Genomic DNA, 15,357 nt, shown 5'->3' on the forward strand with positions numbered 1-15,357 from the left:
CGACGTGACATGCAAAGCCATTTCATACGCTGGCACCTCTGAACCGGGCCCCGGTAGCGCGGATGACGGTGGTGACGACGAATACCAGGGCGGCGACGATCACGATTGCGCCGCCTGTCGGTACGGGGATGTGGAATTGCATGGGGGCCAGGATGCCGACCACGCAGGAAAAAGTCGCGATCAGGATGGCGCGCACGACCAGCCCCGGGAGCGAATGGCTGATGTTGCGTGCTGCCGCGGCCGGTATGAGCAGAAGGGCTTCGACGAGTACTGCGCCGATGATTTTCAGGCAGGCTACCGTCACCAGGGTGACCAGTACGACAAACAGGTACTCGACGCTTCGCACGCGCACGCCGCGAGCATGTGCCAGGCTCGGATTGAGGCTGGCCAACAGCATGCCGTTGTACATCGGCAGTCCGAGCAGAGCACACGTCGCCGTTACCACAAGCAGCACGTTCATGTCGGTGTAGTCGACCGCCAGGATGGAACCGAACAGCACGCTTTCCATTACGTGCGTGTTGATCTTCGCCGACACGAACAGCAGCAACGAGGCCCCGACCGCCAGCGAGATGGACAAGAACACGCCGATCAGCGTGTCATTGGCCAGCGTGGTGCGGTGCTGCGTGTACTTCAGCGTCAGGGCGAACAGCAGGCAAAAGCCGAACATTGAGAAGTAGGGGGAGGTGTAGGACTCGCCGATCAGCACGCCAATGGCAACGCCGGTCATCGCCGCATTACCGACGGCCTGACTGAAGAACGCCATGCGCTTGATCATCACCATCGAGCCCAGCACGCCCAGTAGCGGTCCGATGAGCACTGCACAGAGCAGCGCATTGATCACGAACTCGTACTCGAACGGTTGCGGCAGGATGCCACTCGCGGCAAGCGCCTGGAGCTGGTTGCGAATCAATTCGTACAGGGCACTCATTGGGTAGCCTCCAGAGGGTAGGCGACCTGGTCGGGCGAACCATGGAACAGCACCCGCCGGTTGATAACGGTCACCGATTGCGCGATGCGCCTGACTTGTTCCAGGTCATGGTTGATCCAGAGGATGGTGACGCCGCGGCCGTTCAGCTCGGCCACCAGCGCCTCCACCAGTCGCACACCCGGTTCGTCGATGCCGGCGGTCGGTTCGTCAAGGATCAGTAGCCAGGGCGCCGGGCTGATCGCCTGGGCCAGCAGCACTCGCTGACGCTGGCCACCGGACAGGCTGCCAAAAGGTTTTGCGCCCATTCCGGCCACGCCGGTGCGCTCCAGTGCTTGGGCATTGGCCGCCTTGGCAGATCGGCTTGAGCCCAGGAAGGCCGGCCTGCGTTGACCGAGAAGGGCCATGATGTCGTTGACCGTCATCGGCACGTTGCGGTCGAAGTCCGGCAATTGCGGGACATACCCCATGGGTGTCGTGACCTCGCCTTCGAACCGGACCGTCCCTGAATGCGGCATCTGGCCCAGCAGCGCACGCACCAGTGAAGTCTTGCCACCGCCGTTCGGGCCTACCAGGCAGTGCAGCGCACCGGCTTCTACCCGGAAGCTCACTTTGTCGAGCACTTGCGTACCTCCCAATTGCAGGGAGACGTTATCGAACACTATGGCGGGGCCGCGCATCGCTTGTTCCTCCTTCATCGCGTTCATCGCTGCGTAAACTCAACGGCTTCGGCCAAGGTCTCGAGGTTTTCACGCATCGCCACCTCGAATTCGTCCGGGCTGTAGGTATTACCGGTGATGTGAGACAGCGCGAACACCTTCACGCCGGTGGCTGCCTCGATAGGCTTGGCCAGGTCGAGGGAGAAATTCTTCTCGGCAAAAAGCACACGCACATTGGCCTTCTTGATCGCGTCGATGGTGTTGGCCAACTGGCGCGCAGTCGGCGCGACGCCGTGACGCGGCTCGATCACCGCACTCACGAACAGGCCGAACTCTTGCATCATGTAGTCGTAGCCAGCGTGCGTTGTCGCGCACCGGAAGGAAGACAAATCCAGCGCGGCGAAACGGGTCATGAAGCCGGCCCTTAGCGCCCGGATACGCGCGGCATACGCCAGGGCGTTTTGTCGATACGCCGCAGCGTTGTCCGGGTCCAGTTCCCCCAACCGGCGAGTGATCTCGAAGACCTGTTGTATCGCTGCCGTGGTGGATACGAAGGTATGCGGATTGACCACCTTGACGCCGTCCTGGCCGCCGCCGATTGGAATGAGCGCAACCGAGGCATTGGCCTGGATGATCGGCAGGGTCGCCCCGCGGCCAGCGGCCTTGATGATCTGGAAGGCCCATTCATCGTGTCCGATGCCGTTGACGACCAGAACATCGATATTCATCGCGCGGGTGATGTCATCGGGCTGCGGCTGGTAGTTGTGCGGATTCGCTTCCGCCGGGATGAGCGCAACGACTTCCGCCCGATCTCCAACGATATTTGCCACGAAGCTGTAGTAGGGATGCAGTGTGACGCCGATCTTGAGCTTCTTGCCCGAAGAGGGAGCCGGGCTGGCGAGTGCGATGGCGGGTATCAGCAGCAATAGCGCGATGCATCGGCGCCACAGTGCGCGGTGTTTCGTAGAAACGGTCATGGCTGGGTTCCTTTTACGCGTTCGACTTCGCTGGCACCGTTGTAAGGGATGACCTGGCGCCAGCCGTCGCCGACCAGCGATTCGGGCTTGACGATGCCAGGGTAGGGCGCGTTCGGGTCGCGGTGGACCCAGATCGTCGCCTGGTTGGCCCACATGACACCGGCATGCGCGTGACCGATGACGAGCAGGTAGGCGCTCTGGCCCGGCGCGCGGCCGCCCGAGCCGTAATAGACCGTAGCGCCCTGGCCCTGGGTGGCTTGCGACACCTTGTTGGCGGTCTGGTCCGGCGGGGTGACAGGCGCATCGGCGTGCACGTCGCCGGAAGCGGCATGCGGCAGGTGAGTGCCAGGCAGAATCAATTGCCACTGCACCTCGCCATTGGTCTTCCAGAAGGCGTCACGGTAGAAGGGCGGCAGCAAGATTTTCTGCGCACGCTCCAGCGTGATCCAGCCGCCGGTATCGTTATTGAACCAGATGATTTCTTCACCGGCCGGCAGCAGAGCGCTGTGAATCGCCTGATCGACCGCACCCAGGCCATCGAAGGAACGCACCTGCCAGCTCAAGGTTATCGGTGGGCCGACTTTCTGGGGGCGCAGCGTTATATAGCCTGCCACGCTGGCGATGACTGCCAGGGCCGCAAGCAACAGTGCCAGCGATTCCCATCGGCCGGATACCGGGCGCACCACCTTGATTGCGCTGTTTGCGTGATCGCTGGGCATATCTGCACCGGATGCGCGACGCGGCGATAGACGAGCCATCAGAGAAACGCGATCCAGCGGCCGAGGAACACCACGCCCGCCCACAATGCCAACGAACTGAACCCTGCGACACGCGCCTGGCTGGGAGGCATTAGCGTTGTGTCCCATTCGGCAATGCGGCGAAAGACGCCCAAATGGAATACCCCCATGTTGAGCCCCGCCAGCAGTAACACGCCCATCTTGCACAAGAACGCGGTGTTCTCGGCATAGGTCGTGGCATTGGCGGCGAACATGAGCAGGCCGGTGATCACGCAAGCCACGAAAGCGACCCAGGTGAACGGCAGCAAATCTTTTATCAGCCGTAGCGCGCTGCGGCGATGGGAGGCAACGCCGAGCAGACGCAAATCGACGACGGCGATGGTCCCGAACACAAGGGCGATGCCGATCACATGTACCGATTCAAGGGCTGGAAAGACGGAGCCCGACTCTCGGATGAAGGTGGCGACAGAGGTGTCCTGGAGGGCTTGTAGTGTTGGTTGAATGTCCATGGCGAATACCTGGGAGCTTTCGTTGAAAACGCTTAGATCGCGTAGGCGATCCAGCGACCACAGATGATGACGACGCACCACAAGCCAATCGACAGCCAGGCTAGCGCCTTGACAAGAGGAGGCTTGTCATCACGTTGTGCATCGTCGGCAGGGCGCAGAAGGGGGCGCCGCAGAAGCAAGGTCAGCGTGAACGCACTCACGACCAGCGCCATCTTCAGCCAGAAGGTCGAGTTGACGAGTACGCGATCAGGCTCGGCGATGATCATGATCAACCCCGTGAAGAGCAGGACGAGGAGCGCATTGCGCATCCACGGGTAGTACCGGCGAACGACGCCACGCAAGGGCTCGTCCGTGGCGAACACACCCGCCAGCCGAAGATCGGAGATGACCGCAGAGCCGAAGAGCACTGTGATGGCGAGGATATGAATGCTCTGGACGGTGGGTATGACCCAGAGAATGTCCCGGATGGCTGTGCTCAAAGGTGACGCATAGATCCAGGCAATGATGAGTGATGATGACATTTGCTGTTCTTCCCAATGGGTTAGAAGTCTTGAGGCGTTGCGATCGAACGCAGGCCCGCCGCATCTTCTGGCAGTAGGTAGCCTTCCTTTATCGAAAGGGCTTTGGCGTCTTCGAATTTCTGTTCGTAGTTGCTGAAGCTTCCATAACGCTGGTCAAGCACGTCCTTGGAGTAAGGCACCTTGGTGTCGTAAATCAGTCCGCAGCCGGTCTCCTGATCCGTGAGGTAGGTCGCACTGGGCACCTGGACCCACGGTGGGCGTACGCCCCCTTGCAGGTTGCCGGTAACAGGGTCGCGCGCGGCGGTCTTGCCATCGCGGGCGACCCGCGGAGCATTCGGCATGGGTTTGCCTTGGCGCACCCATTGGTCCATGCGATCCAGGAGCGCCGAGACGACCAGCTCCGCCGGTTCGTCGTACAGCGTCCGGCACCGTGGGTCGTCGCCCTTGCCGATGTCGGCAGCGAGCTTTTCGGTATGCTCCGTACCGAGGTCGGCCAGCCGCAGGTGCGGCATGCCGGTCACTTCGTAGTAGCGAATCTGCGGGCTGTCGGTGTCCGGCGGCAGGTTGATGCCTTCGATCACGTCGTGCATCAGTTCGGACTGGCTGTAGACGGTCACGAACGGCACGCCATCGGGCGTATGGCGCGGCACCCGGATGACGTCGCCGCCCACTTCTCCGTAGGCCATGCGGCCGGTCATGTAGGCATCGATCAGCGGCCTTGCGTCGGGCATACGCCATTGCTGGTGCCGGCCCTGGTCGAGGTAGTCCATCCAGACTTGCGCAGTCACGGCCCAGCTATTGACGTAGATGCGTTGAACATCGAGACCGGCCAACGGGCTTTGCGCTGCATTGGTTTTCAGCAGCAACGCCAGTTGCGCCCCGATGCCCTGGGACTGTGGAGCGAACGGATCGGGAGCTTCACCGCGGGTGAAGTGTTCCGGGTCGTAATAGGTGCCCAGCGGCGCGTAGCGTGCAAAGTCGAAGCGGCGCATGAACTCGAAGTTCACGATCCGTCCGTACTGGGCGATCTGCTCGGCCTCGGCAGCCGGGGTGTCCGAGATGAACTTGGGATCGACTGGCGGCTTGTTCACATTCAGCGTGTACCCGACGTACGCGTAGCCGCGACGCAGCAAATAGTCGCGGGTCAGGATCCATCCCGCGGCGCGTTCGCCGAACCAGCTGAACGGCTCGATCACGACCGTGCCATTGAAGCGCGCGGGGTCAGCCGGTTTGCGCACCAGAATGCGTGTGGTGTAAGGCGCCTCCAACAGGGTTTTGCCCGAGGCGGTAATGGCCGGGGCAACGCCTTGCAGGTAAAACTCCTCCTCGATGTAGCCGTACTTGTCGAGGTCGCTGTATTCGGTGCCCGGGCGTTTCGCCGACGAGAGCGGTGGCTTGCCGGAGGGCGGCACCGCGATGGCCGTGGGCATTCGGGGCACCTCGGCGAATGTGTTCGACGTGAGGATCAGCAACAGCAGGGCGCTTTGCAGCGTCGGCCGCAGGATGCTGATGGTTGTCAGTCTTTCCATTTGGTCAGCTCCGATGGCGATTAATGGCGACTTCACTCGAGACTGAGGGATGCCTTGCCCTCTTTATCGATCACGATCTGATTGTTCTCGCAGACATACTCTTGAATGGCGTAGTTGGACCGTTTGTACTCGAACGTGAAGCGATACGGGGTCTTGAGCACCTGCGGGTCTTCGATCACGACCTGGTTCTCCAGGTGATCCGGCGCCGTCAGCCTGATGCGTTCGATGATCTTCATGTCCTTGCCGTGTGGAACGTCGTAGAAACTCACGTCCGTTCGCACCCGTTGTGTTTCCACGACGAGCGTGTCGCCTTCCCAATGGCCGCGTGAATGGCCTTGATATTTAGGGTCCAGGGTCTCTTTTGCAGGCATCGCTTCGTTCAAGAGAATCCGGCGGACCTGCTGGAGATACTCACCGAGGACAATCACTTGCTTGTCGTCGTGAATGATCTGGATCGGGAAGAGCGCCGCCATCAACGTTGGCATTCCCTCGGGCAGGCATCTGGAACTTGTTGTGGCCAACGGCGTTCCGGCCTCGTTCGCAGCGGCTTGTTTCTTCTTCAGCGCGACGTATTCGTCGGCATAGGGCGCCTTCAGGTCCATCGGTCCGCCTGGGTGCACCGGGTTGTCGGGGTTCTCACCGAACCAGTCGTCCGGGGTTCGTTCCCAGGTGCCGCTGATGTCGGGGCGTGCGCTGACGCTGTGTTTGTCGCTTAGAGGTTTGGAAGGTGTAGCGGCGTTGCACATCCCGGCGACAGTCACGAGGGCGATGCCCAGGACGATCATTGCCGTGTTCAAGGTTCGTGTCGGTTTCATTGAAACGTCTCCACGCTGCTGGTCTGGTCTGGTCGGTGAGTTCGTCAGGAAGCCGGGGAGGGACTTCTCATCCGCCGCCCGTGAGTACGACGTCTCCGCTCTTGATTTCCACGAGCAGCCCGCCTGGCTCACCGTTTTTCAACGGTTTGAAGGACACCTCGGCAGTCTCGCCGGCCTTGATCGACTCAGCGGTCCAGCCCGTGCGCTGTAACGCGTTGACACTGCCCGTTTCGATCTTGAATCGCTGGGCCGGCGGGCCGGGTGTATCGACGTAAATCGTGATGTGGGGATTGGTCCAGGCAAAGCGCTCGACGACACCCTTGATCGAGACGGTCTGGGTCTGGTCGAAAAGCGCGAACGAATGGTGAGCACTGGCAACAGGTGCCAGGGCACTGCAGGCGAAGAGGGTCAGAAGACAAAGCCCCTGACGTAACAGCGGGGAGGGTGACAAAGGGGTCATGACAGGTGCCTCGGTTCTTATGGTTCTTATGGGCCCAGCATAGGGGGAGTGCGCTCAGAGGCCGTAGCCCAAAACGGCAACCATTCGAGGCGCTGAGGATGTTTTGCAGCGGGGGAGGTATCGCGCGAGGGGATGGGCGGCCAGCCCCTTGAAAGTGCTGATTTGGGTTACCGCTTGCGCGACCCAAGCCGGAACACTCATGGCTCGCCTCATAAATATAAAAACAGGAGAGACGTCATGCGCACCCTCAGTTATGCCCCATTACTTTCGCTGGTCGCACTCTGTACATTTGAGCCGCAGGTACACGCCTACCAGCTCTACAACGAAGACGATGGCGGAACCGTCCTGAACGCCGACCTGTCGGCGGCGTTTGGCTGGTTCGGCAGCGAGAAAAACTACATTGGCGACCCTGAGAGGGAGCCTGGCAGGATGCGCTGGCAAGAAGGCTTCGCCAAGTACGGTCTCAACGGCACGACAAACAAGATCACTGCCGGTTCCGTCTATGGCGGACTCAGCTGGATCAGCACGGGATCATTTGGCGATGGGGACGCGGGAGGACTCACCGTCGGGGATGAAAGAAGAACGGCTGTGGAAGACGCCTACCTGGGCTGGAAGTCAGGTGACCTGATTCCTGCGCTGGGCAAGGACGGCGTTGATTTCTCTTTTGGCCGGCAGCTCGTTACGGTGGACGGCTTCCTGATCACTGACGACGGGTTCGCCCCCGGGAAGGCCTTCAGCCCTATCGAGGGCGTAAGGGATGGCCGGTTCAATCGCGGTGGCGCCTTTTACCTTGGCCCGCGGTTGGCGTTCGGGAATACGGCAGTCTTGAAACTGGGTGGTCAGGAGGGCCTGCACGGTAGCCTGATATGGCTCAAATCCGATAACCCCGGGCAGTCGAAGACCGAAGTGGCTGCCGCCACCCTCGACTACACGACGCCCGTCGGCTCGATCGGTTCGACGTACGTGCACGGCCTGGATGTTGACGAGCGATATGCCTTTGGTGATCGGCTTGAGCGCAAGGGCATGAACGTCTACAGCATTCGTGGGCAGGGCAATGCCGGGATCGAGAATGCCGACTTTGCGTTCGAGGTCGCACGTCAGGAAAAACGCTCGGGCTCACAGCGGGCGATGTTCTTCGAAGCGGGCTACACCTTTGCCGACACCCAATGGCAACCGACGGTGAGCTATCGATATTCGCGCTATTCCGAAGGTTACGACTTTCTGTTCCAGGGAGGTTTTCGCAAGCGATACCAGGGTGAAGTCGCCGCCAATTACGCAGGTTCAGTGACCTCGAACATGGCGATCAACGACGTGCTCCTCTCAGTCAAGCCGACCGATAAATTGACCCTTAACGCAATGGCCTTCAACTACCACCAGCTCTCCCGTACGCATGAGCAGGACTTCGCTGCACGTGAGGTCGACCTTTTTCTGGATTGGATGGTGACGGATAACGTCACACTCTCGCCTCTGGTCGGCTTCTACAAGCCCGAAAAGTGGCTCGGGGACGGTGGTCTGCAGAGCGGGAGCGCATCAACGAACACTTACTTCCAGTTCATCGTGTGGATGACGTTCTGAGTCGCCGCTCACGCCGTAACGACGAAGGTTTGTTGCCGGTATCTTGATCGGGGGCGCCACCCGCGGTGGCGCATTCCCGATGGGAGGTCGCCAGGCAACAGACGATCGAGGAGGGGCCAGGCTAGGTGGTTTTTTTGCCGACGAAGCCCATCTCGATTGGGGTCTTTATGTAGAACACAGAGATTTCCTCAGCCTCCAGCCTCTTGAGCAACCTTTCGGATTCGTCCTCGGTGATAGCCATGCGAATCTCCGTAGGCTGATCCGCGAGTTCAAAAAAATGCGAAGAGTGCAGTCGACCGGTGTGTCCAAAACCCTCGATAGCCGTAGAGAGAGTCGCACCACGCAGCCCCATCTCCTTGGCCACATCGACGATCCATTCGCCAAGCATCTTTCCCTGATAACGGCGGTTCTGTTGAGTGAAGAAAATCACCAGAAAACCTTTCATTTTCATCTCCTCATCGCATGCCAATGATTTGATAGGACAAAAGCCCGGCAGCGGTCATCACCAACGAGCCTACGACGTGCAATGAAATTGAGCCGAGCGCCCAGAGCAGTCTGCCTTCCTGGATCAGGGCAACTGTTTCGGCCGAAAACGTAGAAAAGGTGGTAAGCCCACCGCAGAAACCCGTGATGATCAGCAGGCGCCACTCAGGACTCAAGGTGGGTGAGGCGGCCAAAAACGCGATAGCCAGGCCAATGATGTAGCCCCCGACCATGTTCGCGACCACCGTGCCCGGGGGAATCGTGGGGAACAGGGCGTTCAGCTTCATGCCCAGGAGCCAGCGCAACCAGGCACCAAGTGACGCACCAACGGCGATAACAGCGAGTGATTTCAGCATGGCGGGCTCACCTCGTCAGACCTGGGCCAAACTGATAGCAGGTAAGCACAACAGAACTGAAGACTTCAAGAACCCCGTACGCAAGTGACTGTACCGGGCCCCCTCAGGTCAGAGCCACGAAGGCGTGGACATCTTGCGCCCACGCCTCATCAAGTTACAGCATGCGGCGCAGGACGTCGTTTCGAGGGTCCCGGTCGTAAAACCGGTGTTTGAGGGCGCCTACGACATGCAACAGGATCAGTCCGAGCAGGGTGTAGGCGAGCACTTTGTGCAGCCATTGGAAGACGACGAACCAATTGTCATTTTTCGGAAGGAGCTCCGGCAGGTTGACCCCAAAAAAGAACACCCCGTCGCTCATCGTGTAAGTGCTCGACATTGAGTAACCCATCAACGGCACGATCACGACGAGCGCATACATGACACGCTGCGTAAGCCTTGACAGGAACCTTTCATAACTTGCCAGCGTTTCCAGCGGCTGCGGAAGCACGGGGGTCCGAAAGCGCAGGGCGATCTGGGTCAGGACAACCAGAAACACCAACAGCCCAAAGGATTTGTGCCACGGGTAATAGAGCTCGTACTTGCTCGCCACTTCGTCATTCAGACCGGTCATATGCCAGCCTGCCCAGAGGAGGCCTGCGATGAGTGCGGCACGCACCCAGTGCAACATTCGCAGGGACGTCGGATACCGATCGGTTGTTTGTTGATCTATCGGGTTCATCGCAGTCTCTCCATTGATTATCAACGGCATCAGGGATGCACTTTTGAACGCTAACCCTCGCGGCACAGGGGCCGGAGGGTTATTCGGTCAGGACAGGGATCGTGCTCAGGAAGGTAGCAGCACGGTGATGACTTTCTCCTCGGTGTAGGCCACCGCGCCGGCAAACCCGCCTTCACGGCCGATACCGCTGGTCTTTACGCCACCCCAGGGCAGGTTGGCGTCCAGCGGACTCCAGCAGTTGATACCCACGGCACCGGCCTTCACCGCAGCGGCTACGCGGTGCGCTCGCACCAGGTCGGTCGTCCAGACCGTGGCCGCCAGGCCGTAGGAGGAGTCATTGGCCAGTGCGATAGCTTCCTCTTCGCTGTCGAACGTGATCAGCGTGCCGACGGGCCCGAAGATTTCGTCTTGGGCGATCGCCATGGCGTTGTTCGCGTTGGTGAAGATCGTCGGCCGGACAAACCAGCCCTGTTCAGGCGTCGATACACCACCGGCCAGCAGCGAGGCGCCTTGGTCTATTCCCAGTTGGATGTATCGGTTAACGCGATCGAATTGCGCTTTCTTGGCCACCGGTCCCATCTGTACACCGGGCTGGCGAGGGTCGCCCACGTTGACTGCCTCTGCGGCATCGGCCAGCGCTGCGCCGAAGCGATCTGCGATGCTGCGGTGCACCAGGATGCGCGAGCCGGCCGCACAGACCTGGCCCTGGTTGGCGAACAGGCCGAGCGCACACCCGCGCAGCGCGTCTTCGAAAGAAGCATCGTCGAAGACAATCTGGGGGCTTTTGCCGCCCAGTTCCAATGCCACGCGCTTGAACAGCACACCGGCGGTGCGCTGGATTTCGCGTCCGGCCTCGGGGCTGCCGGTGAAGCTGATCTTGGCAACGAGCGGGTGTTCGCACAAGGCGCGACCCACCTCATTGCCGTAGCCGGTGACCACGTTGATCACACCGTCAGGGAAGCCCGCTTCCTGAGCCAGCACCGCCAGGTGCAGGGCAGACTGCGGCGTCTCTTCCGAAGGTTTGATGACCACGGTGCAGCCTGCCGCCAGCAACGCGGCGAGCTTCCAGACGGTGATCATCAACGGCGAATTCCAGGGAACGATGGCGCCGACCACACCCACGGGCTCGCGTACCGTGTACGAAAGAGTCTTGGTGCCGAAGTAGCCACCGGTGGGAATGGTGCGACCTTCCAGCTGGTTGGCCCAGCCAGCAGCGGCACGCAGGTTGGCGATCGCGTTGGGCAAGTCCATCCGGCGCGGTTCGATGGGTGAGCGACCGATGGCGTTGGCGTCCAGATCGGCCAGCAATTCGCTGTCGCGTTCAACCAGGTCAGAGAGTTTCGATAGCAGTCGACCGCGCTGGGCGCCGTCGAGCTGGCTCCAGGCGCCACCCTCAAGTTGGCGGTGTGCGGCCCCCACTGCGCGGTCCACGTCCTCAGTCGTGCCCTGTGCGGAACTGCCGTACACCTGTTCTGTCACGGGGTTGACGAGGTTTATGCGACGACCGTCGGAGGCTTCGAAGGACGCGCCTTCGATGAAGTGATTCAAGTGCTCAGTCATTTTGCGGTCCATAAGTGATGTGCAGTGGTCGGGTCATGCCTCAAGGGAAGCCAGGGCGTCGCCGAAGATGTCCAGTGCCTTGAAGAACAGCGAGCGTGAGATCGTCAGCGACGGCATGACTCGCATCACGTTGCTGTAGCGACCACAGGGAATCATCAGCACGCCGTGGTTCAGCAGGTAGCCCATGAGCTGGCCGATTTTTTCGGGCGCCAGGGGAGCCTTGGTGGCTGGGTCTTCGACCAGTTCGATACCGATCATCAGGCCGCGGCCGCGGACTTCAGCGACGAACGGGCTGTTGAAGCCACGGATACGTTCCTGCGCCTCCAACCCCAGGGTGTGCGCGCGGTTGAGCAGATCGAGCTCCGGGTCCTGCAGGATGCTGATGTTGGTCAGCGCCACCGCCGCGGACAACGAGTTGGCGGCAAAGGTGTTGGGCATCGATCCGTCAGGAATCGCGGCCGCCAGGTCCGAACGCATGATCAGGCCCGCCATTGGCAGGTCGCTGCCGATGCCTTTGCCGAACGTGAGCATGTCCGGCTTCACGCCCGAGTGCTCGACCGCCCACATCTTGCCGGTGCGCCCTGCGCCCGATTGCACTTCGTCGACGATCAGCAGCGTGCCGCTACGGTCGCATGCTTTGCGCAACAGCTGCAGGAATTCTGGTGAAGGAGGCACGTAGCCGCCTTCGCCCTGCACCGGCTCCACGATAACGGCAGCCACGTCATCGGCGGCGGTGTAGGGGGTGTTCAACAGGTAGTCCACGTACTCGCCGGCGATCTGCTCGGCGCTTTTGTGAGTGGTGTCGAAAGGGAAACGGTAGGCATAAGGGTAGGGGGCGTGAATCACCCCGCCCATTTGGGCTCCGTAACCCTTGCGGTAGGCCGTACCTGTCGTCAGGGAACCCGAGGCGTTCCACACGCCGTGGTAGCCTCCATGAAAGGCGATGATCTGGTGCCTCCCGGTGATGCGTTTGGCGAACTTGATGGCTGCTTCAAGCGCATCGCTGCCGCTTTGCGTGAAGAAGGTGATGCAGTCGCCACGCAAGCCGTCGGGCGCGATCTCGGAGAGCTTGGCCGCCAGCTCGGTGCGCCGGGTGCTGTTGACCTCCAGGGCATGCATCAGCACTTCGGACTGTTCGCGGATCGCCTGCACCACCTTCGGATGGCAGCGGCCTACGCTGCTGACGCCCACGCCGGCGGACAAATCGATGTAGGTGTTGCCATCGGGGTCTTTGAAGGTCGCGCCGAAGGCGCGGTCCATGGCCACCGGCATGCGTCCGCCGCCGCGCGCCATCGACTCGGTACGCGCCGACAACGCCAGGGCCTCGCTGGTTTTGGGGCCGGGAAGTGTGCTGGAGGTAATTCGCGGGGCATCCGCGAAATGGAGGGATTCAAGTTTGGCTTCACTCATGACGTTCACTCTGGATGTCGATTTAAGTGTGCTGATCATCTCCGTGGTGTGTGTATGGCCGGTAGCCCGAATTGGCATATGAGTGGACCGCCCTGAGCGCACTGTCCAGTGAATTTAAAATCTCATAAAGAATTGTGCAAAATTCTCACTATGTGCGAATATCGCATAGGAAGGCGATCTAAAAACAAGAATATTGGCAGAGGCTTTCGACATCATGAAAAATCAGACTATCAGCCATTTCAGAGACGTCCATGTCCATGCGGCCACCGTCCAGGAGTGGAGCCAGGACTACAGTCAGCTAACGGCAGGCTCGACTGAGAGTTCGCTGATGCAGTTGTCGACGGCGGGTGTCCACGTCTTTCTCGAGCAGATCAACCAGCGTGTCGTGCAGCACGGCGTGGCTCCCCGAGGCAAGATGTGCTTTGCCGTGCCGATCACCACCCCGGGTTCGATTCGGATGCAGGGACGGGAGGCGGACGATAGCAGCCTGTTCTTTCTTCACGGTGGCGAGGAGTTCATGTTCCATATGCCGATGGGCATGGAGCTGCTGTCGATCACCTTCGAACGTGAATTGTTCGAGCAGGCGTTGGCGCAAACGGCTTCGGCGAAGGAGGTCAGCCTGTTGCTGCGTCAGCCGGTGATCAGGGTTTCCACGCCGCGCTTTGCAGACGCTCGTCGCCGATTGCTGGCGATGTTCTCCCAGGCCCTGGTGTACGAAGAACTCGACAGCACGCGAGATCGGGAGCGGGAGCTGGCGCTGGAACAGGCGATGCTCGGCGAGTTGCTGCAACTCATGACCGACCCGGCATGCGACAAGCAACAACGCTCCGCAAGCTCCACGCGCAGCTTCATTGTCGAGAAATGCCACCGTCTGGCGACCGCGGAGATGATCGACGTGCCCAGCGTGATCGAGTTGTGCCAGCGACTCCAGGTCAGTCGGCGTACCGTGCAGAACAGCTTTCGCTCGGTTGCCGAGACGACGCCGCTGAATTACTTGCGCTCTGTGAGGCTCAACGGTGTACGCCGGACCTTGATGTCCACCCGCGCGTCGCATCTCTCGATCGGCGATGCCGCTGCCCAATGGGGCTTCTTTCACCTCAGCCATTTTGCGGCGGAGTACCAGGAGTTGTTCGCAGAGTTGCCGTCCCATACCCCCCGCGCAGCCATCACCGGTTGCGCTCATGCCTGAACACCCGCCCGCTGAAAGCAGTGTGGGGTGACCGTTGGCTTCACAAGGATGTAGAGAAAGATGAATAGCCTGCGCCGTCTGCTCATGGTCTTCGACCTGTTTCGCCCGGAACAACCGGTCATCGATGTGGACATCATTTGCCGGGAGCTCGGCTACACGTCCGCCACCGCCTATCGTTATCTGCGCGAACTGGGCGACGCGGGCTTTTTGAAGCGATTGCCGCGCGGTTACGCGCTCGGCCCGCGAATCGTCACGCTGGAGCATCTGATGACGAACTACGATCCGTTGTTGGCATGCAGCCGGGATCTGGTCGACAACCTGGTCGTCGACACCGGCCTGGACGCGCTGGTCAGCGAGTGGCATGGCGACTCCGTGGTCAACGTGCTGATCCATCGTGGCTCCGATGCTGGACCGGTCGGTAGCGGCAGGGGGCGGTCGATCGATCTTTTCCACAGCGCGACCTCCCGGGTCGTACTGGCTTATCTGCTACCGCGCCAAATCCGACGTGTTTACGACGCGCACGTGAACCCATCCGAATTGCAGCATCTGGGGCTGGAGTGGAAGCCGTTCATCAAGAGCCTGCTCGCCATCCGCAAGCAGGGCTACTGCATCAGCGAAAGCGAGCTGCACCCAGGACGCAGTGGCGTCGCGGCGCCGATCTTCGACGAAAAGCAGCGCGTCCTAGGGAGCATGACCCTGGTGGGGCGCAGTGAGCGGTTCGGTGCGTTTCAGCAAGGCTATCTGTGCGACCTGGTGACCGGCGCGGCGTCAGAACTGACGGCGCGTCTCGCTTCGCAGTGAGGTCAGGCAGGCGGATGGCGCTGTTCAGGTGATGGAGTAACAGGTTACCGATTTGGGATACCGGGGCGTTCACGGTGAGGCATAGGATCGAATCCAGCGTGCGATAAAAGCGACAAGCTCTATCGGTGATGGT

Annotated in this window: 17 protein-coding genes; 3 read left to right on the forward strand and 14 right to left on the reverse strand. The window is 60.7% G+C overall.

The features are described from left to right. Positions 1-22: 22 nt before the first annotated feature. The 9 genes from FFH90_RS13510 to FFH90_RS13550 form a co-directional block, all read right to left on the reverse strand. The gene (locus tag FFH90_RS13510) at positions 23-928 is read right to left on the reverse strand and encodes a metal ABC transporter permease (RefSeq protein ID WP_018927830.1); all 906 of its coding nucleotides are present in this window, start codon (positions 926-928) and stop codon (positions 23-25) included. After that, positions 925-1,632 (reverse strand): metal ABC transporter ATP-binding protein, encoded by a 708-nt coding sequence (locus tag FFH90_RS13515; RefSeq protein WP_064617283.1) that lies wholly within the window; start codon positions 1,630-1,632, stop codon positions 925-927. Before FFH90_RS13515 ends, FFH90_RS13510 begins: the two co-directional genes overlap by 4 nt. Continuing rightward, entirely contained in the window at positions 1,629-2,561 is a 933-nt protein-coding gene (locus FFH90_RS13520) for a metal ABC transporter solute-binding protein, Zn/Mn family (protein WP_018927832.1), read from the reverse strand. The genes FFH90_RS13515 and FFH90_RS13520 overlap by 4 nt, the downstream gene beginning before the upstream one ends. After that, complete coding sequence (locus tag FFH90_RS13525) at positions 2,558-3,280, reverse strand: DUF6162 family protein (RefSeq protein ID WP_018927833.1); 723 nt, start codon at positions 3,278-3,280, stop codon at positions 2,558-2,560. Before FFH90_RS13525 ends, FFH90_RS13520 begins: the two co-directional genes overlap by 4 nt. Positions 3,281-3,318: 38 nt before the next feature. Further along, positions 3,319-3,807, reverse strand: a complete 489-nt coding sequence (locus FFH90_RS13530) for a DUF6644 family protein (protein WP_138867343.1) — start codon at positions 3,805-3,807, stop codon at positions 3,319-3,321. Between the two features lie 32 nt (positions 3,808-3,839). Further along, complete coding sequence (locus FFH90_RS13535) at positions 3,840-4,328, reverse strand: DUF6644 family protein (protein ID WP_105341342.1); 489 nt, start codon at positions 4,326-4,328, stop codon at positions 3,840-3,842. Positions 4,329-4,348: 20 nt separating this feature from the next. Next, the gene (locus FFH90_RS13540) at positions 4,349-5,857 is read right to left on the reverse strand and encodes an alpha/beta hydrolase domain-containing protein (protein WP_138867344.1); all 1,509 of its coding nucleotides are present in this window, start codon (positions 5,855-5,857) and stop codon (positions 4,349-4,351) included. 32 nt (positions 5,858-5,889) lie between these two features. Then, a complete protein-coding gene (locus FFH90_RS13545) occupies positions 5,890-6,672 on the reverse strand; it encodes a hypothetical protein (protein ID WP_018927837.1) in 783 nt (260 codons plus the stop codon). A gap of 67 nt (positions 6,673-6,739) precedes the next feature. Continuing rightward, positions 6,740-7,132, reverse strand: coding sequence for a DUF6152 family protein (locus FFH90_RS13550; protein ID WP_019578580.1), 393 nt, complete (start codon positions 7,130-7,132; stop codon positions 6,740-6,742). A gap of 237 nt (positions 7,133-7,369) precedes the next feature. Here FFH90_RS13550 and FFH90_RS13555 point away from each other — a divergent pair, with 237 nt between their 5' ends. Beyond that, a complete protein-coding gene (locus FFH90_RS13555; protein WP_064617291.1) occupies positions 7,370-8,707 on the forward strand; it encodes a hypothetical protein in 1,338 nt (445 codons plus the stop codon). Between the two features lie 121 nt (positions 8,708-8,828). On the opposite strand, the gene FFH90_RS13560 is transcribed toward FFH90_RS13555, so the two are convergent. The 5 genes from FFH90_RS13560 to FFH90_RS13580 form a co-directional block, all read right to left on the reverse strand. Then, positions 8,829-9,152, reverse strand: a complete 324-nt coding sequence (locus FFH90_RS13560; protein ID WP_019578582.1) for a DUF190 domain-containing protein — start codon at positions 9,150-9,152, stop codon at positions 8,829-8,831. Between the two features lie 10 nt (positions 9,153-9,162). Further along, positions 9,163-9,546 (reverse strand): fluoride efflux transporter CrcB, encoded by a 384-nt coding sequence (gene crcB / locus FFH90_RS13565; RefSeq protein ID WP_064617293.1) that lies wholly within the window; start codon positions 9,544-9,546, stop codon positions 9,163-9,165. Between the two features lie 154 nt (positions 9,547-9,700). Then, positions 9,701-10,264, reverse strand: coding sequence for a cytochrome b (locus tag FFH90_RS13570; RefSeq protein WP_018927842.1), 564 nt, complete (start codon positions 10,262-10,264; stop codon positions 9,701-9,703). 105 nt (positions 10,265-10,369) lie between these two features. Beyond that, entirely contained in the window at positions 10,370-11,824 is a 1,455-nt protein-coding gene (locus tag FFH90_RS13575) for an aldehyde dehydrogenase (RefSeq protein ID WP_138867345.1), read from the reverse strand. Positions 11,825-11,857: 33 nt separating this feature from the next. After that, positions 11,858-13,234, reverse strand: a complete 1,377-nt coding sequence (locus tag FFH90_RS13580; RefSeq protein ID WP_018927844.1) for an aspartate aminotransferase family protein — start codon at positions 13,232-13,234, stop codon at positions 11,858-11,860. A gap of 214 nt (positions 13,235-13,448) precedes the next feature. Here FFH90_RS13580 and FFH90_RS13585 point away from each other — a divergent pair, with 214 nt between their 5' ends. Further along, a complete protein-coding gene (locus FFH90_RS13585) occupies positions 13,449-14,423 on the forward strand; it encodes a helix-turn-helix domain-containing protein (protein WP_064617295.1) in 975 nt (324 codons plus the stop codon). A 60-nt stretch (positions 14,424-14,483) separates the two neighbouring features. Beyond that, positions 14,484-15,224: an IclR family transcriptional regulator gene (locus FFH90_RS13590; protein ID WP_018927846.1), complete on the forward strand. Its 741-nt coding sequence runs from the start codon at positions 14,484-14,486 to the stop codon at positions 15,222-15,224. The last annotated feature ends 133 nt before the right edge of the window (positions 15,225-15,357 follow it).

The sequence above is a fragment of the Pseudomonas sp. ATCC 43928 genome (assembly GCF_005938665.2).
Lineage (GTDB): Bacteria > Pseudomonadota > Gammaproteobacteria > Pseudomonadales > Pseudomonadaceae > Aquipseudomonas.

Coding starts and splice junctions, on each gene's coding strand:
- FFH90_RS13590 (WP_018927846.1), top strand. CDS start 14,484: ATGAATAGCCTGCGCCGTCTGCTCATGGTCTTCGACCTGTTTCGCCCG.
- FFH90_RS13580 (WP_018927844.1), bottom strand. CDS start 13,234: ATGAGTGAAGCCAAACTTGAATCCCTCCATTTCGCGGATGCCCCGCGA.
- FFH90_RS13550 (WP_019578580.1), bottom strand. CDS start 7,132: ATGACCCCTTTGTCACCCTCCCCGCTGTTACGTCAGGGGCTTTGTCTT.
- FFH90_RS13545 (WP_018927837.1), bottom strand. CDS start 6,672: ATGAAACCGACACGAACCTTGAACACGGCAATGATCGTCCTGGGCATC.
- FFH90_RS13535 (WP_105341342.1), bottom strand. CDS start 4,328: ATGTCATCATCACTCATCATTGCCTGGATCTATGCGTCACCTTTGAGC.
- FFH90_RS13540 (WP_138867344.1), bottom strand. CDS start 5,857: ATGGAAAGACTGACAACCATCAGCATCCTGCGGCCGACGCTGCAAAGC.
- FFH90_RS13570 (WP_018927842.1), bottom strand. CDS start 10,264: ATGAACCCGATAGATCAACAAACAACCGATCGGTATCCGACGTCCCTG.
- FFH90_RS13520 (WP_018927832.1), bottom strand. CDS start 2,561: ATGACCGTTTCTACGAAACACCGCGCACTGTGGCGCCGATGCATCGCG.
- crcB (WP_064617293.1), bottom strand. CDS start 9,546: ATGCTGAAATCACTCGCTGTTATCGCCGTTGGTGCGTCACTTGGTGCC.
- FFH90_RS13575 (WP_138867345.1), bottom strand. CDS start 11,824: ATGACTGAGCACTTGAATCACTTCATCGAAGGCGCGTCCTTCGAAGCC.
- FFH90_RS13530 (WP_138867343.1), bottom strand. CDS start 3,807: ATGGACATTCAACCAACACTACAAGCCCTCCAGGACACCTCTGTCGCC.
- FFH90_RS13515 (WP_064617283.1), bottom strand. CDS start 1,632: ATGAACGCGATGAAGGAGGAACAAGCGATGCGCGGCCCCGCCATAGTG.
- FFH90_RS13585 (WP_064617295.1), top strand. CDS start 13,449: ATGAAAAATCAGACTATCAGCCATTTCAGAGACGTCCATGTCCATGCG.
- FFH90_RS13555 (WP_064617291.1), top strand. CDS start 7,370: ATGCGCACCCTCAGTTATGCCCCATTACTTTCGCTGGTCGCACTCTGT.
- FFH90_RS13510 (WP_018927830.1), bottom strand. CDS start 928: ATGAGTGCCCTGTACGAATTGATTCGCAACCAGCTCCAGGCGCTTGCC.
- FFH90_RS13525 (WP_018927833.1), bottom strand. CDS start 3,280: ATGCCCAGCGATCACGCAAACAGCGCAATCAAGGTGGTGCGCCCGGTA.
- FFH90_RS13560 (WP_019578582.1), bottom strand. CDS start 9,152: ATGAAAGGTTTTCTGGTGATTTTCTTCACTCAACAGAACCGCCGTTAT.